The sequence below is a fragment of the Flavobacterium sp. TAB 87 genome (assembly GCF_001529295.1).
Taxonomy (GTDB): Bacteria; Bacteroidota; Bacteroidia; order Flavobacteriales; family Flavobacteriaceae; genus Flavobacterium.
This window is the reverse complement of the sequence record NZ_LLWK01000026.1, coordinates 1-20988: the sequence shown is the minus strand read 5'-3', so window position 1 is coordinate 20988 and position 20988 is coordinate 1. Positions and strand designations below refer to the sequence as shown.

The following is a 20988-nucleotide window of genomic DNA, read 5'->3' as shown; positions in this document are numbered from 1 at the left end:
TATCATCCTGAGCGGAGTCGAAGGGTTATACCACATAGCTAACGTTATCAAAATTAGGCACGGTAAAATAGCCGCTTTCGGGAACTGTTTTAACCGTGATTGGTTGCGGTGATCCATAATCGCTAATACTTAAATCAATCACTCGACTTTCGGCAATTACAATATGCGGAATCTTAACACCTTCTACCAGCTGTAACTTATCCACGAGATGCGCCAGAACCAGTTCGCCATTAAAGGGCAATTCTTTCATGTATTCTAAAATGGCATCTTCAACGGGTTTGTTTCCGTTTGAACGGCTCATACCTGTATCATCCAAAACCAAGGGATCACGAAATATTTGCATATTCAAAAGCAAAATATCAGGCAAATTATTCACCACGATATACTTCACGCCACAATCGGCTATTTCTTTAATGTAAGCTTCAAAAGCTTCTTTTTGCGTGGGTGTGATTGGCGCTAAAACTCCCGCATTTTCCGAGGCGATTTTAACTAATAACTGTCCGCCGTTTTGCGTAACAGCGCTGTATTTTATAATTTTTGAATTTTCGATTTGTTCAACCGTAAAGCCATTGTTGTTGTATTTATCCGAATCCGCAATCAAATTAAATCCATACTGAAATGCCAACGCTTTACTGCGGTACCAACTCGGACGGTGCGGAAATTTTTGTTCGATAATGTCTTCGACTTCTTTTTTATGGGTGTCAAATAAAGTTTCTAAAATCCAAATTGAAAATGCAACTACAAACACAAAGAGTCTATAAATAGCCGTTTTGCTGGAAGAATTTAATTCTGTTAAGTTTTCGTCTGCCGCAATAGCGTCAAACATTTCTTGTTGTATTACCTGTATCGTTCTAGCCATGTTGTTAAATCTGAAATCAAAAATCGTTAATCAAAAATCTGCAATCTTTTTTACCCTACTATAAATGTTGAGCCTATCGCCATTGAGCCTATGCCAAGCTGTGGTATAATGTTTTCTTCTTGTAAGCCATTAAAGCCAGTAGCTACTATCATTTCCTTGGCGGCGAAATAGTCAACAATTTCTCTATCAATAATTGGACTTTCAAAAAGTTCAATGTTTTGTCCTGGCACCATTTCAGTTGTTATCGAAATTCCATTTTTAATAGCAATTTCAAAAACACTTAAAGCCGTACCATTGCTTTGAACTGCAATATCAAGTAAGCTTTGATTATGTAATATTTGCTTTTGCATGAGCTTTAAGTGTTCGGTTTTCTCGCTTTAGTTCGATAATCTCTACCTGCTGAAGCTTTATTTTTCTATCTTTCAATTTTATTTCCTCTTCCAGTAGACTGAATTTTCTATTCATCATCGCCTCAAATTCCTTATAGCGATCTTCATAGCGGTTTTTTAAATCATCCAGAATCTCTTTATAATGTCCAGACAATTTAATGTCATTATCAATGGCGATAGTGTCGGCTGATTCCCTAGCCTGTAAAACTTCGACTTTTATTTTTTCTACTTCTTGCTTGTATTTACTCCTAGCAAACAAAAAAGTCAAGTAACTTGTGGCTCCAGTTGAAACAATACCTATAAAGGCAACTAATAAATCATTCATACTTAATTCCCTTTTAAAAACTGATTAAATCTATTTTCAACGGCTTCAAATTGTGCCGTGTTATTTAATAATGTCGTCGCACCGTTAATAGTATCAGGAGTGGTCAGTGTAAAACTCATCCCCTTAATTGCTGCAATCAAATCGATCATTAATCTCTTGAGTGTTTCATTTTCCTTTTGAAAAAGAAAACCTTCCTTATCCACTTGAAACTGAACTTGCTCGATATTCAAATCCAAACTTTCAATTTCTGAGTAAGCCTCAACATACAACCTGTTTATATCTTCATTTATCGGACTAATCAAAACAGAGCTTTCCACCTTTGGAAACAAGTAAAATTTTTGATTGTTCCCATCCAATATTGCTGATAGCTGAACATCTAAAAGCTTCAAGCCATCTGCCTCAACAACACAAGTTCCTTTGTCCTTATCTACTGAAACAACAACGGCGGGAAACGTATCTACATCTCTTTTTTTTAATCTTCTAAATGCCTCTGTTAATTCGCTCATTTTTTTGTCATTACGATGAGTTGCGAGGCACGAAGCAAAGCAATCTCATCCCTATTAGTTCTATAACCTACTGCCTAAAGTTACTTTTCGCCTTGCGCCTCCAGTATCAAAACTCGTGACAACCTTTTTTATAAAATAATTTCCCTCACGGTTAGGGTGCTCTTCATCAATTAATTTAGCTTTCATTCCCCTGGTGGCGAATGGAACTAAAAAACTAACCACATCACCGTCAAAACCGTCATACTTCATTTTTGCCAGTTCAGCATTTGCCATCTTCTCCAGTTGCTTTTTATCTGAAACTACTGAAGTGGTGTACTCTCGTTGTTCCCCATCCATGTCCCCAAACTCAACACTTTCCTTTTTGTTTGTTTTAGGGTCTATATAATTATACTTGATCTTAATGCGCCTTTCGTTTGCACTTTTAAACTCTAAGTTGTTTTCAACCAGATTGTAATTCAAATCATAAACAACCGTTTCACCTATATTTGTCAACTGCTGTAAGCCTACATACAATTTTCCTTCATCGTCAATAAATACCGTTTGCGCTAAATCCTTTCTTAAGCTTTCCAGCACTTGCGCGCCGTTTGCGTTTCTAACAGTCCATTTATTAAGTGGAATATCTTGACCTTTCATAAAGCGTGACATCTCTATTGGAGTTCCCTTTATTACTTCCTGAACAATTTCTTTAATACTCGTTTTAGCCCAACTTATATTGATATTGTTTCGCCTTAACAGCCACATCGCATCCTCACATTGAATTTCAACTGGGGTTTTGGGGCTTATTTTTTTAACAAAACCCGTAAACTCCACACCTTCGTAAATACCCTCATAGGCCAAAGTAATGATGACTTTATCACCCACTTTTATAGCTTCTTCAGTATATTTTTGCACTCCATTTTGACGAATTTTAAAACGGCTAGGCAGTTTAATAAGTGCTGTATCGCTCAAATCATCGACCGACTTTGTAATTTCAATACCGTGAACAGCATTAAACACATATTCGCCTATCTCTACTTTTCCATCCAGTATATACATTAGCTCAATAGGTTGGTTTTGTTTTTGTTTTTATCATTTAAATCAGCAAAAAAATCATCGTCACCTAGTGCTCTAATCGTGTATTTTTGCAATCCGCTTTCTCCAATCATTTCATCCCAATCCAAACTTTCAAGAACTATTTTTCGAATACCAAACAGTTCAAAAAAAGCGTTGTCCTCAATGTCAACAGCATCGTTAACTTCAAACAGATCATTTAGTAATTTAACCTGGTCCGCTGGATAAGCTTCCGGATCATTCAAATTGATACACACACCTTTTATTGTAATCACTTCATCGTCTGTAGTAATATACTCCTTTACGGAACGTTTCTTTTTCTTCCCTACGGTTGCCGTTTTTACAATAGTTTTAGACATCCCTATCGAAATAATAGGCTCATTTGGAAAAAGAAATTGTTCACCTTTATACGACACTTTTAATGTCATAAAATACTTAGCACCCATTAACTGTTTGGCGTTTATGCCTAACAAGTCCGGTAGCTTATATCTTGACTGGTTCTTTTTCCACCACATTGGGAAAGCAGGACCTATATAATCGAGTGTAGCACGTACTAGTATTTCTTTTATATTAAATTCAGCCATTAGTTGGTTTGCATTTGGTTCACGCTATTTACAGCGCGCAATAATAACTCTTGTACTTTTTCGCCTAATTGCTCAATTCCTTTTTCAGTCGATTCTACAAATATTTTAGTGTCGTCTTGAAGTTTTGAAATAGTGATATTTATTGTAGTCATTCTAGAACCACCCGAAACTATATTATCCGATTTATCACCCTTAACTTTTTTACCTTTTCCACCTTTTCCGGTATCATTCATCAAATCAGCGAAAGCTTCAGATTTTTCCTTTTTCAAGTAATCAGGGACAACTGCCTTTTTAGCGGCTGGTTCAACTCCCGCTTCCTTAGCTTTCATGTTTACACCATCGTTATATCCTTTAGAAAATGTTTTGGCGGCTTTTAAGCCGTCATCAAACAATTTCTTTTTAGAGTCAACGCCCATAAGATCACCTACTGCTTTCTTACCTATCTCGAATGCACTTTTAAAATCACCGCTAAAAAATGCCTTAAGAGCACTTCCAATTCCAGTAATACCTGAAAGCAAGTCTTGAATTCTATTGATTACATATTCTTTAATCGCAGTTCCAAAACCTTTTAAAACTTCCCAAGTCCCCATTACAATTCCTCTAAATCCTTCAAATCGAGTCCAAAGCGTCCAGACAATAGCTATTAATGCGGCTATAGCAATTACAACCAATCCTATTGGATTCATACTCATAACAAAGTTAAGAGCAGTTTGCGCAGCCGTTGCTAACCACAATTGAGCTTCAAAAATTGCAAACTGAATTGAGAAAAGCCAAAAACTTGCATTCGTAGCGACAAAGCTTATTCCTAATCCTGTAATCAAAGCGGCAAAGAAAAACAGCAGCGGTTTTGCGTCTGTTATCCATTTAATGACACCTGCAACTGCATGGCCAAAAGGAATAATGTTATTAGTAACAGTAATTCCTATATCAATTAAAGGAGAAACCCAAGTGGCAAATGCCATTCCTACTTTAGAAATAACATTTTGCAATGTTCCCATCATAGTACTCCATTTACCTCCCGCAGTTTCTGCCATTTTATTCGACATATCGTAATATCTTCCACCTTCGGTTGTAGCCAACCTAAACGCTTCCTCAATCATGTTCGCGCTTATTGCACCATCTTCCATTTTCTTCTTTAAATCACCCATAGAGATTCCTGTGTTTTCGGATATCACTTGCAGCGGGTTAAAGCCCTGGTTAATTAATTGCAATAAATCCTGACCCATTAATCGGCCAGTAGCCATAATTTGAGAATATACTAATGATAAACCGCCTAGCTTTTCCTGATTCCCCATGGCAACATCACCCAGCATTTTCATATTACCCATGATTTTTTCATTAGCAATACCAAAACCAAGCATCGTTTCAGCACCTTTTATAATACCTTCATTACTATAAGGTGTCGCGTTAGCGTAATCATTCAAGTTTTTGAGCATCACGGTGGCTTTATCCACGGAACCAAGGAGGACTTCAAACTTAATGTTGGTTTGTTCCATCTCGACACCCATATTGAAAACAGCTTTTATACTGCCTATAACGCCAAGTCCTATTCCAAGTGCACCTACTAAACCAATCAAACTTTTAAAGCCGCTTCCCATTGTGTTGGTAAATGAACTAGAAGTTCTTTCAGTAGTTCTAAAATTGTTGTTCAATTCGCCTACACGATTATTAGTCATACCAACACTAGCCGCTATTTGGTTCAAGGATGAACTAGCGTAGTTTTTCATTTGAATAATAAATTCGTAAGCACTCATAGTATTAGCTTTGGGATGATTCTTTTTCTTTTGTTCTTATGAAATGCAAGTTTTGCACCTCTTCGCACCATTCAAGATCGCTCAATTTTTGAGGGTTTTTAATGTGCATATAATACCGTAAGTAGGCATCTAACAACCTAAAATTGATATGTAGTTTTGCTCCTGATTCTGTCACGTAATCAAAAGATGAGGGGTCATTGTTGTCAATAACCGCCTCTTCTAAAGCTTTTTTATAATCGCCACTTTCATGTTTTGTAGCTTCTCAATAGCTTGGTACAACGGGAAACGCACATTTGCATTATCTCTATCGTCAAAGGCTGCATCTTTTGAAGTACAGACCGCTTCGAATAATTTTTCTTGAGTAACAAATGGTTTATTGCCCGGGTTTTTCTTTTCAGCTAGTTTCAAATCATCCCTAGTGATCATGCGCACTTTGCAAGTAGCATCGCCAATAGTAATGATATGGTTGTTTTTTTCTTTAGTAATTTCGGCTTCATCAAAATTGAAAAACTCTTTGATCTCCTTACGCGCTGGAAGGAAATACTCATCATTGGTTTTGATTTCTTCATCACCACCAATAAAAAGTAAGTTGATCATTTGTTCGCCAAAAGCTAAATCGCCACTATCCTGCATAGCAGTAAAAGCGCGCTTGAAATCTTTCATTTTCGGCTCACGCAAATAAGCTGTTTTGTCTTCTACAGGCAAAGCGTAAACGCTGCCGTATTTATCTTTCCATTCTTGGATTTGTGTGTCTTCAATTTTCATTTTGTTTGTTGTTTTTTTGTTTATAAAAAAAGCCACCCGCCAAGGCGAATGGCTTTTTACATATTATTAATTTGCACCTAGCAGTTGTCCCTATTTTGCTTTATTCCTATCTTAGATATTCGCAACTTGTGACCAATACTAAAGTTAGATTGCAACTTTTCTTTATATGTAGTACTAAAAATTGGTCGCCATTCCTGACACCAACCTACGTCTAAAACGGTGGCAAAAGTGTTGTTTTTTAAGTCTAGCGAGCGATACAAATAGCTTTGACCCTGGTCAAAATAAAATACTTCAGTATGAAATGAAAAATCAGTTACTAAAGCTACGTTTCCAATTTCGTAAGGGATAATCCCCTGTGTGAAACTAGGTTCTTGTTTTTGCTCCAAAGTCGGTGTAGTTGCCGACATCGTGAAACTGATCATCCCGATCAGCATCATAAAGAGTCCAGTTGTTGAACGCATTTTTTTTATTGTTGAGGCTTAACATCTAAAAAGATGAATGGCAATTCGATAAGCATATTCTTATCGCCTTGTTTCATTCCTTTTTTGTATTCGGTGATTTCGCAAGTCGTCAAGACATCAGTAACGGTTGCCCCGCCATCATCTGGTACAAAAGCCCAAATAACATCAAAACTCAAAGACAATAGGTCTTTGTTTGGCGCTTCAGAAATCATTGATTCGATCTCAGATTGCCAAAGGGTAATTTTACCTTCAAAATCTTTATTTCCTCTCGTGATGGCGTGACCTTTAGGACCTTTACCTCTTAATACTGCTTTGTCCTGTTTGGATGTGTACTCTATATCTTCCACGCCTTCAATGATACGACCACCAATTACGATCGAGATATCATTCCAAGAATATTGTTTACTACTATACAGCATACTAGTCTAATGTTGTGGTAAAGCCAATGTTTACCGTTATGAAATCTGAGTAGCCCACTGGTAATAGTTGCAAGCTTACATCTACATTGTTGGTTTGAAGCACGTTTTGATTTTCGTCAATAAAGCACTTTACACCTGATAGTTTACCGTCTTCGACCATGTTCGCCTTCAAGTCTCTTTCAACCGAGTTTTGCCAGCTCTTAATAATCGCAGGGTGAATGGTTCCGCTTGTAGTGACCGGCACTTCGTCTGACAGTTCTTGAACCAATGTGGTATAAGCAGTCAAAACAGCTTCATCCATCACTAGACCACGAGCCAAACTATTAAAGTCGTCTGTCGCTACCGTCAAGGTTTTGTCACCTGTAAAGTAGAAGCCCGACATGTTCGCAAAGCTTCGCATAAAGGTGTAGTTCTTGTTGTCGATGGCATCCCAAGCAGTATCAAGTGTCGCTACTGTAGCACCATTGGTGAAGTAAGCCGCAAAAGGCTCAATTGCTCCATCTTTAACACGGCTCAATTTTCTTTGAGTTGGAGTACTGGCTAAACGTCCAAGAGTTAAGCCAATGGCCGCCTCTTTTGATCCGTCAGTATTTGCCAACAGAATGGCTACTTTGTTGTAGTTAGTCGTTGCATAATCTTTTAAATCAGCTACTACACCGCTAAACTTATTCCCCGAGATCAATACTCGCACTGGATAGTAACGATCGGCAAAGTCTTGTGCCAAAGCCTGAGCTTTGACTACTGCCAAATGCACATCAGCATCTAATCCATCGGTGATGGTTTCTGTTGTTCCAGACTTTTTCAATAAGCCTAAAACACGAATCTTACCTTTGGCATCACTCAACAATTTGCGGGCGTAATCTTTGGTAATATCTGCTTGATCTTCCATGGCTACGGCTCCTAATACAAGCATAAACCACAGTTCAGCGCCTTTTTTAGCTTGAGCATAAAAAGCCGCTATTTGCTTGTACGCAAAATCGTTTGTTCCGCCTTCAGCAATGCCTAAATTAACCGCTTCTTCAAGCGAGAAAATTTGGTAAGATGTGCCCGCAGTTACTTTATTAGCACCTACAACGGTTACACCTGTTAGAACAAAGCCCGGTATCTTTTGAATTTCGGCCTGTGGCAACCCTAGACCATTACTAGAGATGTTGAATGAAATATTTGGTATCATACTTTTGAAATTGTTTTAAAGATGAGCGTAACGCCAACACCTAGAATTATACCTATTAAAAATGAGCCTAAAACATCAAAGACGTTGAACCCCGTTTTAGATTTAGAATTCTCGACATCGCTACGAGCTGTAGCGGTTACTTCTGTTCTTAATTGTTCTTTAATTTTAGCAACAATCGTTAGGCTGTCGCAGGTTGCAGTGACAAAAACGGTATCATGTTCAATCCTTATTTTTGCCGTCGCGTTCCCGTTTTTCTGGGTGAATGTTTTGGGTTTTGAAATAGCGTTTAAACCAGGTTTAAAGGCCAACTCAGCAATTGCAATCTTTAGGCTTGTTTCAGCCTTTGGAGCATAAATAAGCGTATCGCGATACGTTTCTTTGTTCTCAATATAATGCTCTGATGTAGAACTGCTTTTTTGAGTTTCCTGTCGTGATGTACGACAGGAAGTCAAAAAACAACATAAACAAACAAATACTAAAACTAGTTTCTTATACATCTTTGTATTCTTTTTTAGCGTCAAAACTTGGGCAAAGCTTAGTCCACTCATTAGATTGAATAATCCCGTCATTGTTCAAGTCAGGAGACAAATCCCGATGACCTAATATGATCGCATTTGGAAACATTTTTTTTGCTTTTTTAAGCTCAAGTAAAAGCGTGGCCTTCTGAAATTCCGTTCTATTGTCTTTACCATCTTTACCGCCTATATAGCAGATGTGGTATGACTTGCTGTTATGGCCAGCGACACCGTTGGTTATTTCAGAAGGTTTTGCTAATTCAGAGACAGTTCCGTTAGCCTCAATAATTTTATGGTACCCTACGTTTCTCCATTTATTAACATTTTTCCAAAAGTTTTTTATAGAGTCAATAGTTTGGCTTTGTGCCGCACCAGTGCAGTGAACAACTATATGAGTTATATTTCTCATTTTTTACAATGATTCTCTATATGCCGTTAAAGCCGCAATGATTGTTTCTGATTTTTTGTCGGGAGTTTCTAATTTTAGAAAATCAGCCAATTGTTTCAAAGGGATGTAATTCTCTTTGGTCAAACCATTAGTTAATAATTCTAATTGATCCTCATTTAGCGTAATTGCGCCTCCAACTTCTTCTTCAGCTACCACTTCTATGGCCTTAGCCTTATTATGTGGCGTTACATTTTTATCCTCTAGCGTGGTAGCATGATTTTTTGCAAAACCTTGGTTTTCAAAAACATTGCCGTCAGCCGTCGAAAACAGTTCGTCCTTTGAACCAACTGTTCCAAAGTACTCAGATACTGTTTTAGCAATGGCATCTGCTACAGATGCCGTTGCTTTTTCTTGTGCTTTTGCCATACTAGCTTAAGATTGCTCCTAAATATTTAGGATTGGTTGCACGAATGTTACCTACAAGAGCTCTTTGAGCGAATGAGATTTCGTCAGCTTGTGAAGCCGCTGAACGGATAGTTTCATACATCTCAGTATCTCCAAAACATCTAAATGTTTCGTCAGAAGACCAAGTAAAAGAGCAGTTTTTATCATCGGCAGCTTTTACCGTTCCGTATGGTTTTTTAGCTCCAGCCGCAGTGTATAATGCCGTTTGATTGTAGTTGTACACTTTAAAGCCGTACATCTTGTTTGTGTCCAATATTTTCTTGTACAAAACAGTATCTTCTTCTTCAATAATCCCCATGTGTTCGGCTGTCAAACAAATGTTCAAATTATCGTACATGTCTAGGCCGTTGTAAAATGCTTTCATTTTAATGATTGCACTAATAAACTTCCCAGCACCTACAGTAATAATTTTATTATTTGTATTATCCAACGCTGGTGCCCAAGCAAAAGCCGCTCTTTTACCAAGGTTTTTCGCCAATGAAGTTTTATGACGATTAGTAATTGAAGCACGTTTGTTGTACTGCAATTCTACTTCTTGCAAATCTCTGTGACGTGTTCTATCTGTAGAATACGTTTTTAAGATTACTTCATTCGGAATGTCATTGATTGTAGCCAATGGCAAATCAGTTTCACTACCTGCAAAGTAGTCCTCGTGAACATCTGGTTCGATACCTGCCTCAGCAAGGTGCAGTTTGTTGTTCTCTACATACTCGGACTTGTCCTGAGATGCAAAAACAAAGCTGTTATCTGGGATTGGGTTTTCTTGAATACCCGCAATCCATACTTCTTTTTGTAAACCTGCCATATCTTTTTTTTATAAATGGGATTAATTAATTACGCTTTGTGTCTCACACCTGCCTGATAGGCTTTGGCTAATTCTGCATACTTTGCAGGTTCATCCTCTCTGATTTTTGACAGCTTCACTGCATCGTGCTTTTGTAAATAATCAAATGTTTCTTGGCCGTCAGTTGTTCCGGCTGGAACTGTCGCTTTACCGTTCAAAACCACCTCTTTGATTTTGTCAACGTTTCCAGCTTGAGTATTGGCCGCTTCTTTATCAGCAATCAATTTGGTAAGAATCACTGTTTGTCCTTCAAAGTCGCCATCAAATGCTTTGATTTGAGAAGCTTTCAACGTTTCAGGGATCAGTCCTAGTTTGACCGCTTTTTCAACTAATGTTGTTGCGCTTGTAGTGTTGATTCCTTGAATTTGCGCTTGTAGCTCAATCACTTTCTTTTCAGCAGTTTCAGCCGCTAATTTCACCCCTGTAATGGTGTCAAGGATCACACTTTCTGACGCATCCGCCGCTTTACCCAATGCAAGGGCAATTGTTTTTAAATCTGCCATATCTTCATTTTTAACATTTAGTTTATTCAATTTCACTTGTCCATCATTTTTAGACAATTTTAATGCGTCATCATTACCTCCTATTGGTACAATAGAAATCTCGACCAGTTTACATTTAGTAACCGTTTCATATAATTGACCTTCTATTACCAGTTCGGGTTCTGATGAAGCCGCAATAACATCGGCATACATTGATGCCATTCGAATAAATCCGCCCGCTACTTTGTCAGCTATTTTTTTAGAAAATGGCTCGTTTTCGTCAAACTCAATTGTCGCTATTAGTTTCTTATCCTGGACAAAGAGTTTAATACAACGGCCTATGACTTCCGTGCCCTTGTTTTTATATGAGTCACGCTCGTGCAAATACAACACTACAGGATTACGCAGGTATTGTTCGAAGTCAATACCGCCTGTTAGAATTCGGTATTTATACTCGTTTACGTTTTCTGTATTAATAATGAAATCGTGTGTCATTGGCTTATTATAATTTGGATTCGTGATGATTGTGAGGACAAAATTGGGGCGGTTTTAAAGTAAAAAAAAACGCAGTTTCAAGGCTTGGACTTAATCAATACAAGCATTGTATCAATTAGATACAAGCGTTGATATTGCAATTTTTACAAGCCTATTATATGCTGAACTTTGCCCTATGACTGATATACTTTTAGACAAAATAGGAGATTTAAAGATGGCTAATGGCGACTTTGTTTTAGGCTATTCTGACAACACGCACCAGGAACATATATTGATCGCTACAAAAGGCGAATTCAAGGAATTTCCAGAGCTAGGCGTTGGACTCAGCAAAATGTTAAGTGATGACGATTATATGCCGTTTTTAATTGACGCTAAGAAAAACCTTGAGTACGATGGTATGAAAATTAATAACATAAAGTTTGAGGAAAACGGAAACCTGAACATCGATGGAAACTACAAGTAAGGGCAAAGGCAGAATGACCGCTGCGCAAAGTGACTATAAGAAGAGTCAGGCAAAGGATCTATTTGTAAAAGGATTTTCCTTGACCAATATATCTGAAATTTTAGGTGTGGGAGTTAAAACGCTAGGGAACTGGCGCGAGCTTCATTCTTGGGAAAATGAAAAAGAACTTTTTGCAATACGGCCAACCGAGATTAAAAAGCTAATCCTTCAGTATGTTCTAGACATTCGTGACGGTAAAAAGCCAACGCATAAAGCGGATGATTTAGCTAAGATTTCAGCCGCTTTTGATCGTATGGATGACGATCGAAAAAAAGCAGTTCACACTATGGAAAGCTTTGACGCTTTTAGTCAGTTTATGGTCGTTCAGGCTGGAAACAACACAGGTAAAAAGCGTGATGACATCTTAGAACAACTACAAGCCATTAGGGTGCATTTTGATAAATATGTAAATGAACTCGTGAGTAATGACTAAGACAGAACTAAAACAAGCTCTTGAAAAATACAACTTGGAATCCAAAAGAATCCAATTGCTTTCTGGCGCGTCCTTATTTAAGGAAACAACTGCTGAACAGGAAGCACGTATTAAACGACTATTAAAGCCTGAGAACTATTTAGAGTTCTTTGAGTATTACTATGGCGTGAATTCAGGATTAGCCCTTGCCGATGCTCCATGCGCTAAATTTCATTTAACCAGTTATATAGAACTATTTAAAAACCCTTTAATCAAGCAACAACGCCGTTGGTTTCGTGGTGCTGCAAAGTCGATACATACTAATGTGGGGAACTTGTGCCACCTGAAGGAAAACAACGAGGTTAATTTTGGTTTAATCATTGGCCGAACACTTGATGCCGGTAAATTATTACTATCTGATGTGCAATTGCATCTAGAGAGTAACGAAAGATATATTAAGGATTTTGGTATGCAAATGCAATACGGGTCCTGGGCAGATGGTCAGTTTGAGACCAACGATAAAAAGATGTTTAAGGCTTTAGGACTAAACCAGCCTTTTAGAGGACTGCGTAACAATGCTAACCGTCCTGACTTTGCATCTATGGACGATTTAGAAGACCGCAAGCAAGCCAAAAATATTGATATTACTAAAGAGAACGTTCAGAAATTAACGGGCGATTTAGGTAAGGCAGGACAAAAAGGACGGTTTCGTCAGGTCATGGCGAACAACTATATCGTAAAAAACGGAATTGTTGACGGCTATGCCGAAAAAAACAAGAAATCGCCAAACTTCAAAATTAGCACCGTCAATTTATGCGATGATAAATTCAAACCAAGTTGGCCAGAACGGTATAGTGTGCAGGATTGTAAGGACATTGTAAACGATACGGATTACCACACCAGCCAAAGAGAGGATTTTAATAACCCTGTTGAGGAAGGGAAACGTATTAAAGCGGAATGGATCCGATTTAAGAAAACTCACGGCAATCAAATCTTTAATGGATTAATTGAATTTTGGGATTTGTCCTATAAGGATGGTGGGGATTATAAAGCGGGTGGAGTTGTTTCCATCGAGAAAGGAAGAGCTCACGTTTTAGAAATTTTTAACCAACAAATTGACAGGCCTACGGCAATGAATGTGCACTATGAGTGGCAGAAAAAATACAATATCAAAGGGATGTCGATTATCTCTTATTATGATGCAACGGCAGCGCAAGAAATCGTCTACGAAACGGATTGGCTTATTGCGTGTGAGGAAAACAATGCGGCAGATATTCCATTCCCTGACCACGCTTCAGGAGACAAACACGACCGTATTGATGCCACATTGACCAGTACGTTTATGCGGGGTTTAATCACATTTGACGAAAGGTTAAAAGATACTCCCGATATGGACAAGGCCATTGAGCACATTGTAGCTTTTGAAAAAGGTTGTAGAACTCCAGATGACATTCTAGACGTTTTAGAACAATGTGTTCGTAAAGGTAGAGTGCTATTTGGCTACAGCCAAAAAGAGGAAAGCAACCAGACGCCTATTATAGGACAACGCAAAAAAACACGTAGAGTATGACACCACGCAAAGAACTATTTATAACAATTAAAGAAGCTTTATCCACTTTGCCCACTTTAGAATTGGTCGATTTACAGCGCAGGCAATTTGCTAATCCTAAAGAAAATTTCCCTTCTTATTTTACTGCGGCTTTAATTGAAATAAAATCGATACGCTGGGGAATGATGGTGGAACAAAAGCAAGAAGGACGTGCAACGGTGGACATTGTTTTTTGTTGTAAGGACGGCTGGATGAATCAGTTTAACGGCACAACAGATGAGCAGGACGGACTAATTGAAATTGACGTTATAGATTCTATCGTTGAAAAGTTGCAGGAGCTCCGAGGAATTTCGTTTAAGCCACTTGATTTAACAGATGAGGAAGCTTTAGATATGGAAGGCGAAATGATGAGTTATAAAATATCATTTTCAACGAGTATTTACAGACTCGTTAATCCAAAGTATAGCAAACAAAAAATAGGCTTTCAAACACAAATACCATAAACATGTTTTTAGAAAAATCAGAATTAAAAACCGTAGGGTTAGACGAAATAATTAATAAAATCATTAACAATGATGACGCTATTGTTACAGATATTATTGCCGAAAGTATTGATGTAATGAAAGGCTATCTATTTCAATACTTTGATACGCTTGCCATTTTTAACGCCACTGCAACCGACCGCAATTTAACGGTATTAAAGCACCTGAAGGGAATTGTGCTTTTTGAAATTTACGCCCGCAGAACGAAGCAAATTAACGAAATGGCAAAGCTACGCTATGACGAAGCAATGCTATGGCTTGAGAAAGTGTCAAGCGGCAAAATTAAACCTGACTTACCTCCTAAGCTTATGGATAGCGATGGCGACGGAATACCGGATAGCGAAGTTCCATTTATGAAACTAGGCAGCCGAAAAACATATACTAATGGCTGGTAGCTTAAGCGATTTGCAAAAATTGCTTATTCGAGCTTCAAAGGAGATACCAGATAAAGCTTTGCGAGTGATAGGTGTTGAGGGCAAAAAGTTTATTACAAAAAACTTTAGAGACCAGGGCTTTACTGATACTGGCCTTGAAAAATGGCAGGAACGTAAAACCGTTGACAAAATGGGAATAGACTCGACCCGCTACAGAACCAACCGCGTGGGAAGATCAGGAAGCTTAAACCGTTTTGGGAGCAGAACCGCAGATAGAGCCGTTTTAGTAGGCTTTAATACGGGTGGCGACAAACTAAAAAACTCCTTTAAATATCAGGTGAGCAAAGGCAGTAATAGAGTGGTTTTTAGAACTTATAAAGGCTATGCAAAACGCCATAATGAAGGACTTGATGATATGCCCAAACGTCAATTTATTGGTAAATCAGCGTATTTGAACAGGCAAATTGCCGACAAAATAAAAAGAGAATTAGACTTAATATTACGATAAAATGAGCTCAAGAAATAAAAACATTGCAAGCGCACAAAAGCGCGTGAGCACCGTAAGCCTATCCGGTAACGCCATAGCAAAAAAGGTAAACCTATCGAGTGCCGATGCTGGAGACATTACTAAAATAACTAATTTGATGGTCGATGTAATTCGCCGTCAACGTAGGTTATGGCGTAAGGAAATTAACGACTGGCAGGCGGCACGTTATGCGTATTATCAAAGTGATATTCCTCGCTTTTGGCCGATGCAAGAAGTCTATGACGATATATTGCTTGACGGACACTTGACCGCGGTTACTGAAGATAGAACATTGAGAACGATTAACGAAGATTTTATATTTTCTATTGACGGGATTAAGGATGACAATCTTACTAATTTTATTGAAGATCAGGAATGGTTTGACTATGTTTTAGAAGAAGCACATAAAACCACCTTTAAAGGCGAAGCCTATTTATGGATTAAGGATTTTGAGAAAGGAAACATCAAGGAAGTCGAATTGATTGACCGCGGTTTGCTAGTACCAGGACAAAAGATATTATTGTATGACATTAACGGGAACAAAGGTCTGGACGTGTCTGAGGTTGACGATATATTGCTTTATGCTAAATTCTACAGCAACATAGGAATATTAGAAAAGGCAGCGGTTTACACGATTCTAAAACGCCACTCTTGGGGCTCTTGGGATGAGTTTGAAGAATTGTTTGGTGTGCCTATTCGCATCGCCAAAGTAGCGAGTCAGAGCGAAACGGTTAAAAACGAAGTGGCGGGTTGGCTGGAAGAAATGGGAAGCGCACCGTATGGAGTATTCCCTATAGGTACTGAAATTGATATTAAAGAAAACAGCAAAGCAGATTCGTTTAACGTTTTCTACATGAAAATTCAAGCCCTAGACAAAGAGTTGTCTAAACTGATTTTGCACCAAACCATGACTACTGAGAATGGAGCAAGCAAAGCGCAAGGAAACGTACACGAAAACACGCTAGAAGAAGTTGTTAAAAGTGATAAAAAGAAAATGCTTTCATTCTTGAATAAGCGATTGGTTCCAGCTATGCGCAAGTTGGGTTATTCGATTCCTGACAATGCCAAAATCACGATTGAAAAAACCAAAGACCCTGAAAAGCAAATTAAAATCGATAGCCAATTGATGAGCAATGGTTACGTTTTGAAACAGCAGTATGTGGAGGAAGTGTACGGTGTAGAAATCGAGTCGATGCCAATAGCCCAAACCACCGAAGACGGAACTAAAAAACCCGACAACGGAAAAAAGCCTTAAGCCTGCTTAAATTGTATTATCGTTCCCAATGTTGTGATGTTGATCACAATGTGATACAACTGGACAAACAAGACGATATTTTAAGCAGGCTTTTAGAAGTTTATTTTAGACAATTATTTGATGATAGGAACGTTTCTGAAGCAAACAAAAAAGCATTGTGGGGTTATTACAACACGTATTTTTCAGAGGGTTTTGAATTAGGCTACAATGGCGAATCTGAATTTTACGACGCTGACTTAGCGAAAGCATTAAAAGACGATATCGCTACTTTTTCGGCATTTAAGGAAACGAGTTTTAGAACACAACTCGAAGAAGCACTTACGCTAGATGGTGCTGTTGTGCCCTGGTCAGAATTTAATAAAAAGGCAGCGGAACTGAATGTTGAGTATAACCAACGCTGGTTAAAAACCGAATACCACCATACGGTAGCCACTGCTAATAGTGTGGAGCAATGGAAAGGTTTTGAAGCTGATGCGGACTTATACCCAAACCTAAGATACAATGCGGTTAACGATGCCCGTACACGAGAAAAGCACAAAGAGCTTGACGGCTTGATATTGCCTATGAACCACGCATTTTGGAAAACGCACAATGTACCACTTGATTGGGGTTGTCGTTGCAGCCTTGAGCAAACGGATGAGGAACCAGCAGCCTTAGTGCCTGAAATTGCTATAAAGGGAGTTTTTAAAGATAATGCCGCCTTGAGCGGAAAAGTGTTTGGAGAAATGCCTTATGAAAGCACAATGACTACTGAGCAGGTAAAAGAAGCGGAAACGAATGCTAAAAACTTCCCCGTTTAAATATGTTTTAAAAGTATTTTAAAGCGACAACTGAAGCTGTGATTTTGGTGCGGGTGCATCGCCATAGATTCCTTCGTAATTAAGGATAGCTTCTACCGTGCGGGAGGCTAAAAACATTTTTTCGCCTACTTTATCAATGATAGCATCTACACGCCATTCTTTATGTTTGCCGTGCAATTCGTAGAACATTTTACGTACTTGGTTGTTTCTTTCAGTAAGGCGTTCTTTGCGAGTCATAAGACAAAAATAGAAAACTTTTTAACAATAAAAAAGCCCACTTTTTAGGTGGGCTTTTTCGTGGTATTAGTTTTGTTTTTGGGATTGTTCTAAAAGCCAAATAGCGTCATTGTTAAGTTTAGTATCAGGAGGCATTTTGTAATATCCGTATTGTGGTTTGTTAGCCAAAACCGTTTGTGCAAACGTATTAAAATTAAATGCCTTGTCTTTAAAAACGGATAGGTCAATTGATTTATCATATATAAAGAAATGACTTGTTTGATTTGGGTTTGCCCACTTACTAACGTAATGTTCTACATCTTGCTTTGATGCGCCATTTTCATATTGAATAACCCAATACCATGTGTTATTAAACTCGAATGCGGCTACCTCCTTGACCTTACTTTCTTTGCTACAGGATAGCATAATAAATAGTGATAAAAATAATAGTGCTTTCTTCATTTTTTTTTATGTCTTTAAATTTATAGTTTTAAGTTTTTAAAATCCTTCATCTCTTTTGTCGGTTGACGGATGAAACTCTTCATTATACGGAACGAAAACAGAGCTAAGTCTTGCCTGTGTCGCATTGTCTTCTGGACTATCTTCAAAGTCTGTAAAAATCCAACCACCAGGAACTCTTCTCACGGACAATGCACTTTGACTGTACTGCTCTCTGTCTTGGAACGTCTCTTCCATCAATTTTAATTCGTAAATATTTTTCATTACAATTCTTTATTAAGTTAATTTCAAATGTAATAATTTTTATAGAAACTATCGTTTATTAACCCTGTTCATAAATGTGGTTATTTTTTGTGTAATTAATTTTAAGCTTGAGTCTTCTGTAAAATTAACGTGTATCCGTAAATCATAACCATAAACAAGAACAGTGTCATCCAAATAACCAATGCTGTCTTCTGGCTTTAAAATATTTAATATAATAAGTGCATTTTTCAAATACCTTTCTTCAAGAATTTCCTTTAATTTTTCCTCAATAATGTTTTGCAATTCATTTTCAAATCTCTTGAAATAATCCTCTTTTCTAATCTCTAATTTCATATTTATGTTGTTTAATCTACAAATTTAGAGATTCTAATGCTGTTCTAAAATTTGGTTACTTTGTATATAATAATTACTGAAACTTATTATTAATAACTCATATCCGTCCAGTGGATAAGTTTTCCTTTAAAATCTTCGTTGAAGTAATCAAAGAATTCGGTTATGGTATTGAAGCCATCATTGTGGGCGAGTGCTAGTACTTCGCCCGTAACTATTAAATTGGAGTCGTCAAATTTGACTGATCCAAAACTGTGGTCATTAATAAATATTCTTACCAACTTCTTTCCGAAAAGCTCGAACCACTTTATCTCTACTTTTTGAATGCCGACCACTGGCAGAACCGGAGCAAACCGGAACATATTTTTTTGACGGCAATTGATAAAGAAATCAATCTTCATTCCTGCTTTCCATCGGTTGGTTTTGTCTTCACGTATGGTGTGGAGTTTGGGGTTTAATTTTTCCTGTTCAAATATTGAAATCTCTTCGTAAACGTAAAAATCTGGAAAGGCTTGTGAATGGGCTAATTCATTCATTTGGTTTGGAAAAAGTTGCCAAATAGCTTTAACAATTTTATTGGTAAAAAGCGTTGGCTTTCGATTGATGTGTGTGCTAAATCCTAGTATCATTTTCGTTTCTTCTTTTTGGGTGTTAAATGAGTTTGTTTGTTTCGACTCTTTTGCCAGCTCAATTTTACTTTCTTGGCTAATTCTTGAAAATATTCCGCTTCACGTTCTAGTTCTGCTAAATTTTTATCTTTCATTTGTACTGTTTTTTAAATTTCATAAATCGATTATAACTTTGGTTTGGCGACATTAAAACGATCGCCAAGCCTTGAGTTATGTGAGATTGTTACGAAATCTGCCCTAAAGACAAATCGTTAATGCTATTATCTAACCATAACTCACATCGTAATTCAATACAATTTTCATAAGCTAATTGCCTAAATTTTTCTTTTACTCTTGGTTCTGTTCTAATATTTTCTTGTGTCGGATTTAAAATTTCATAATTTACAAGTCTTTTTAAATCTTCAATTGGTAACTCTTTGAAAAAAGAAATTATAAACTCCTTTTCGATAACAGCAATAGGAGTTCTATCAAAAATTTCATTTCTTAATTTTACTTCACTTTTAAATAATTGTTTCATAATAAATTTAGTTTTGAAACCCACAACCTCACATAACAGCAGTTACACGCCAGTTGGGGATTCGTGATTAATTTAAACATTTGGACTATCCGAATGTTTGGGTAACAAATCGAAAGATTGGGAATTTTTATCCCAACCGTTCGTGTAACTGCGAAACGTTATAATCGGTTAATACTCATCATTAAATCGTTTTTGATTGAGCCACGTTACTAAGTGCGCTTTGGCTTGACCTGTTTTGGCTAAAAATTCATCGTACTTTTTGAGAGCGTTGAAACACTTAATTTTTTCGACCAGATTTAATTTGTCGTACACTTTTTGCGAAGCTTCTTTTTTGACTTTCAAATTGTACTTTGTCCAAAAGGTTTCGAACGAATAGTCGTTTATGACCAATTCTATAGTGACTACTTTTTTATACTGCGACCATTTTTCCATGTCATCGATGGTACCGGGAAACTGAACGGCTTGCAACAGCTTTAAAACTCGTTTTCCTTTGATGTTAAAAAAGGCGTGAATTACTCGATCGCATTCGCGGTACTGGAAAAGCCATTCGTCGGCTGTTTCCTTGAAGGTTACTTTGTAGCTAACGTGTTTCTCCATTCTTTTAAATCTTTAAGGTTATAGAATACAGGCATTTTAATATGGTGTGCCAATTCTGACTCGATTAGTGCGCCGTTACTGCCAATAAAACACGGCAGCAACAAAACGGCATCACATTGCATTAATGCGACAATACAAAGGCGCATTGCGACGCTCCATTCGCATTTGACATTGTTCACTACCTTAATTGGATTGACTCCTTTAAAGTCGGCTAAAGCCAAAAGGATTTCGGTGTTGTGGAATTTTGAGAAAACTTCATTTTCTGGTAATCCTGTTACTTTGCCTGCGATATATATTTTTAGCATTTTAAAAGATATTTAGTGGGTTTGATGTTTTTAAATTTTGCTGCGAGCTCTTTGGCTTCTTGTTTTTGGCGGTAGTTCATTTCGGCTAAAGTTTCTGAGAGTTCAGGTGGCTTTGGCTTTTTTTTATTGAGTGTCATAATTAAGCAAGTTGTTGATTTAAAGTGGATTGAATGTGTCGTACCACATTGCGATCGTATTCGTTTAGTGGGTGATGGCTGACAACTATTAAAAACTGC

General features: G+C 37.6%; 34 protein-coding genes. 8 read left to right on the top strand and 26 right to left on the bottom strand.

Annotated features, from left to right (window positions below):
• Nucleotides 1–25 precede the first annotated feature (25 nt).
• The 16 genes from AP058_RS01520 to AP058_RS01445 all read right to left on the bottom strand — a co-directional run bounded on the left by AP058_RS01520 (nucleotide 26) and on the right by AP058_RS01445 (nucleotide 11475).
• The gene (locus AP058_RS01520; protein ID WP_066306035.1) at nucleotides 26–859 is read right to left on the bottom strand and encodes a nucleotidyltransferase; all 834 of its coding nucleotides are present in this window, start codon (nucleotides 857–859) and stop codon (nucleotides 26–28) included.
• A 50-nt stretch (nucleotides 860–909) separates the two neighbouring features.
• Nucleotides 910–1209: a hypothetical protein gene (locus AP058_RS01515; protein WP_066306033.1), complete on the bottom strand. Its 300-nt coding sequence runs from the start codon at nucleotides 1207–1209 to the stop codon at nucleotides 910–912.
• A complete protein-coding gene (locus AP058_RS01510; protein WP_066306030.1) occupies nucleotides 1187–1573 on the bottom strand; it encodes a hypothetical protein in 387 nt (128 codons plus the stop codon). The genes AP058_RS01515 and AP058_RS01510 overlap by 23 nt, the downstream gene beginning before the upstream one ends.
• Before the next feature lie 2 nt (nucleotides 1574–1575).
• On the bottom strand, nucleotides 1576–2079 hold the full coding sequence (locus AP058_RS01505; protein WP_066306028.1) for a hypothetical protein: 504 nt from the start codon (nucleotides 2077–2079) through the stop codon (nucleotides 1576–1578).
• A gap of 60 nt (nucleotides 2080–2139) precedes the next feature.
• The gene (locus tag AP058_RS01500) at nucleotides 2140–3114 is read right to left on the bottom strand and encodes a late control protein (RefSeq protein WP_066306026.1); all 975 of its coding nucleotides are present in this window, start codon (nucleotides 3112–3114) and stop codon (nucleotides 2140–2142) included.
• Nucleotides 3114–3713 (bottom strand): DUF6046 domain-containing protein, encoded by a 600-nt coding sequence (locus tag AP058_RS01495; RefSeq protein WP_066306024.1) that lies wholly within the window; start codon nucleotides 3711–3713, stop codon nucleotides 3114–3116. Before AP058_RS01495 ends, AP058_RS01500 begins: the two co-directional genes overlap by 1 nt.
• The gene (locus tag AP058_RS01490) at nucleotides 3713–5467 is read right to left on the bottom strand and encodes a tape measure protein (protein ID WP_082706540.1); all 1755 of its coding nucleotides are present in this window, start codon (nucleotides 5465–5467) and stop codon (nucleotides 3713–3715) included. The genes AP058_RS01495 and AP058_RS01490 overlap by 1 nt, the downstream gene beginning before the upstream one ends.
• A 219-nt stretch (nucleotides 5468–5686) precedes the next feature.
• On the bottom strand, nucleotides 5687–6232 hold the full coding sequence (locus tag AP058_RS01485) for a hypothetical protein (protein ID WP_066306019.1): 546 nt from the start codon (nucleotides 6230–6232) through the stop codon (nucleotides 5687–5689).
• A 77-nt stretch (nucleotides 6233–6309) separates the two neighbouring features.
• On the bottom strand, nucleotides 6310–6693 hold the full coding sequence (locus AP058_RS01480) for a hypothetical protein (RefSeq protein ID WP_157492569.1): 384 nt from the start codon (nucleotides 6691–6693) through the stop codon (nucleotides 6310–6312).
• A gap of 5 nt (nucleotides 6694–6698) precedes the next feature.
• Nucleotides 6699–7112: a hypothetical protein gene (locus AP058_RS01475; RefSeq protein ID WP_066306017.1), complete on the bottom strand. Its 414-nt coding sequence runs from the start codon at nucleotides 7110–7112 to the stop codon at nucleotides 6699–6701.
• A 1-nt stretch (nucleotide 7113) separates the two neighbouring features.
• A complete protein-coding gene (locus tag AP058_RS01470; protein WP_066306016.1) occupies nucleotides 7114–8286 on the bottom strand; it encodes a DUF2586 family protein in 1173 nt (390 codons plus the stop codon).
• Nucleotides 8283–8783 carry a hypothetical protein gene (locus AP058_RS01465; RefSeq protein WP_066306013.1) on the bottom strand — a complete coding sequence of 167 codons (501 nt, stop codon included), beginning with the start codon at nucleotides 8781–8783 and terminating at the stop codon, nucleotides 8283–8285. Before AP058_RS01465 ends, AP058_RS01470 begins: the two co-directional genes overlap by 4 nt.
• A complete protein-coding gene (locus AP058_RS01460; protein ID WP_066306011.1) occupies nucleotides 8776–9210 on the bottom strand; it encodes an N-acetylmuramoyl-L-alanine amidase in 435 nt (144 codons plus the stop codon). Before AP058_RS01460 ends, AP058_RS01465 begins: the two co-directional genes overlap by 8 nt.
• Nucleotides 9211–9213: 3 nt before the next feature.
• The gene (locus AP058_RS01455; RefSeq protein WP_066306008.1) at nucleotides 9214–9615 is read right to left on the bottom strand and encodes a hypothetical protein; all 402 of its coding nucleotides are present in this window, start codon (nucleotides 9613–9615) and stop codon (nucleotides 9214–9216) included.
• 1 nt (nucleotide 9616) lies between these two features.
• A complete protein-coding gene (locus tag AP058_RS01450) occupies nucleotides 9617–10459 on the bottom strand; it encodes a hypothetical protein (RefSeq protein WP_066306006.1) in 843 nt (280 codons plus the stop codon).
• A gap of 29 nt (nucleotides 10460–10488) precedes the next feature.
• Entirely contained in the window at nucleotides 10489–11475 is a 987-nt protein-coding gene (locus AP058_RS01445) for an HK97 family phage prohead protease (protein WP_066306003.1), read from the bottom strand.
• A gap of 175 nt (nucleotides 11476–11650) precedes the next feature.
• Between AP058_RS01445 and AP058_RS01440 the strand changes: the two genes are divergently transcribed.
• From AP058_RS01440 to AP058_RS01405, 8 genes are read left to right on the top strand one after another with little or no spacing between them, the layout of a single operon-like run.
• Entirely contained in the window at nucleotides 11651–11938 is a 288-nt protein-coding gene (locus tag AP058_RS01440) for an oxidase (RefSeq protein ID WP_066305999.1), read from the top strand.
• A complete protein-coding gene (locus AP058_RS01435) occupies nucleotides 11922–12410 on the top strand; it encodes a hypothetical protein (protein ID WP_231739466.1) in 489 nt (162 codons plus the stop codon). Before AP058_RS01440 ends, AP058_RS01435 begins: the two co-directional genes overlap by 17 nt.
• Entirely contained in the window at nucleotides 12403–13959 is a 1557-nt protein-coding gene (locus AP058_RS01430; RefSeq protein WP_066305996.1) for a hypothetical protein, read from the top strand. Before AP058_RS01435 ends, AP058_RS01430 begins: the two co-directional genes overlap by 8 nt.
• Entirely contained in the window at nucleotides 13956–14441 is a 486-nt protein-coding gene (locus AP058_RS01425; RefSeq protein WP_066305989.1) for a hypothetical protein, read from the top strand. Before AP058_RS01430 ends, AP058_RS01425 begins: the two co-directional genes overlap by 4 nt.
• A 2-nt stretch (nucleotides 14442–14443) precedes the next feature.
• The gene (locus AP058_RS01420; RefSeq protein WP_066305986.1) at nucleotides 14444–14875 is read left to right on the top strand and encodes a phage protein Gp36 family protein; all 432 of its coding nucleotides are present in this window, start codon (nucleotides 14444–14446) and stop codon (nucleotides 14873–14875) included.
• Nucleotides 14865–15362: a hypothetical protein gene (locus AP058_RS01415; RefSeq protein WP_066305983.1), complete on the top strand. Its 498-nt coding sequence runs from the start codon at nucleotides 14865–14867 to the stop codon at nucleotides 15360–15362. The genes AP058_RS01420 and AP058_RS01415 overlap by 11 nt, the downstream gene beginning before the upstream one ends.
• 1 nt (nucleotide 15363) lies before the next feature.
• On the top strand, nucleotides 15364–16635 hold the full coding sequence (locus AP058_RS01410) for a DUF935 family protein (RefSeq protein WP_066305981.1): 1272 nt from the start codon (nucleotides 15364–15366) through the stop codon (nucleotides 16633–16635).
• A gap of 11 nt (nucleotides 16636–16646) precedes the next feature.
• Entirely contained in the window at nucleotides 16647–17435 is a 789-nt protein-coding gene (locus AP058_RS01405) for a phage minor head protein (RefSeq protein ID WP_197413366.1), read from the top strand.
• 18 nt (nucleotides 17436–17453) lie between these two features.
• On the opposite strand, the gene AP058_RS01400 is transcribed toward AP058_RS01405, so the two are convergent.
• The 10 genes from AP058_RS01400 to AP058_RS16800 all read right to left on the bottom strand — a co-directional run bounded on the left by AP058_RS01400 (nucleotide 17454) and on the right by AP058_RS16800 (nucleotide 20889).
• Nucleotides 17454–17672 (bottom strand): hypothetical protein, encoded by a 219-nt coding sequence (locus tag AP058_RS01400; RefSeq protein WP_066305977.1) that lies wholly within the window; start codon nucleotides 17670–17672, stop codon nucleotides 17454–17456.
• Nucleotides 17673–17738: 66 nt separating this feature from the next.
• Nucleotides 17739–18113, bottom strand: a complete 375-nt coding sequence (locus AP058_RS01395) for a hypothetical protein (protein ID WP_066305975.1) — start codon at nucleotides 18111–18113, stop codon at nucleotides 17739–17741.
• A gap of 36 nt (nucleotides 18114–18149) precedes the next feature.
• Nucleotides 18150–18374 (bottom strand): hypothetical protein, encoded by a 225-nt coding sequence (locus AP058_RS01390; protein ID WP_066305973.1) that lies wholly within the window; start codon nucleotides 18372–18374, stop codon nucleotides 18150–18152.
• A gap of 48 nt (nucleotides 18375–18422) precedes the next feature.
• Nucleotides 18423–18707: a hypothetical protein gene (locus AP058_RS01385; protein ID WP_066305971.1), complete on the bottom strand. Its 285-nt coding sequence runs from the start codon at nucleotides 18705–18707 to the stop codon at nucleotides 18423–18425.
• 89 nt (nucleotides 18708–18796) lie between these two features.
• Complete coding sequence (locus AP058_RS01380) at nucleotides 18797–19333, bottom strand: hypothetical protein (protein WP_066305969.1); 537 nt, start codon at nucleotides 19331–19333, stop codon at nucleotides 18797–18799.
• Entirely contained in the window at nucleotides 19330–19467 is a 138-nt protein-coding gene (locus AP058_RS16805; protein WP_157492567.1) for a hypothetical protein, read from the bottom strand. Before AP058_RS16805 ends, AP058_RS01380 begins: the two co-directional genes overlap by 4 nt.
• Nucleotides 19468–19556: 89 nt before the next feature.
• Nucleotides 19557–19850 carry a hypothetical protein gene (locus tag AP058_RS01375; protein WP_066305967.1) on the bottom strand — a complete coding sequence of 98 codons (294 nt, stop codon included), beginning with the start codon at nucleotides 19848–19850 and terminating at the stop codon, nucleotides 19557–19559.
• Nucleotides 19851–20018: 168 nt separating this feature from the next.
• Nucleotides 20019–20447 (bottom strand): hypothetical protein, encoded by a 429-nt coding sequence (locus AP058_RS01370; protein ID WP_066305966.1) that lies wholly within the window; start codon nucleotides 20445–20447, stop codon nucleotides 20019–20021.
• The gene (locus tag AP058_RS01365) at nucleotides 20420–20752 is read right to left on the bottom strand and encodes a DUF4406 domain-containing protein (RefSeq protein WP_066305964.1); all 333 of its coding nucleotides are present in this window, start codon (nucleotides 20750–20752) and stop codon (nucleotides 20420–20422) included. Before AP058_RS01365 ends, AP058_RS01370 begins: the two co-directional genes overlap by 28 nt.
• Nucleotides 20746–20889: a hypothetical protein gene (locus tag AP058_RS16800; RefSeq protein WP_157492565.1), complete on the bottom strand. Its 144-nt coding sequence runs from the start codon at nucleotides 20887–20889 to the stop codon at nucleotides 20746–20748. Before AP058_RS16800 ends, AP058_RS01365 begins: the two co-directional genes overlap by 7 nt.
• Nucleotides 20890–20988 lie beyond the last annotated feature (99 nt).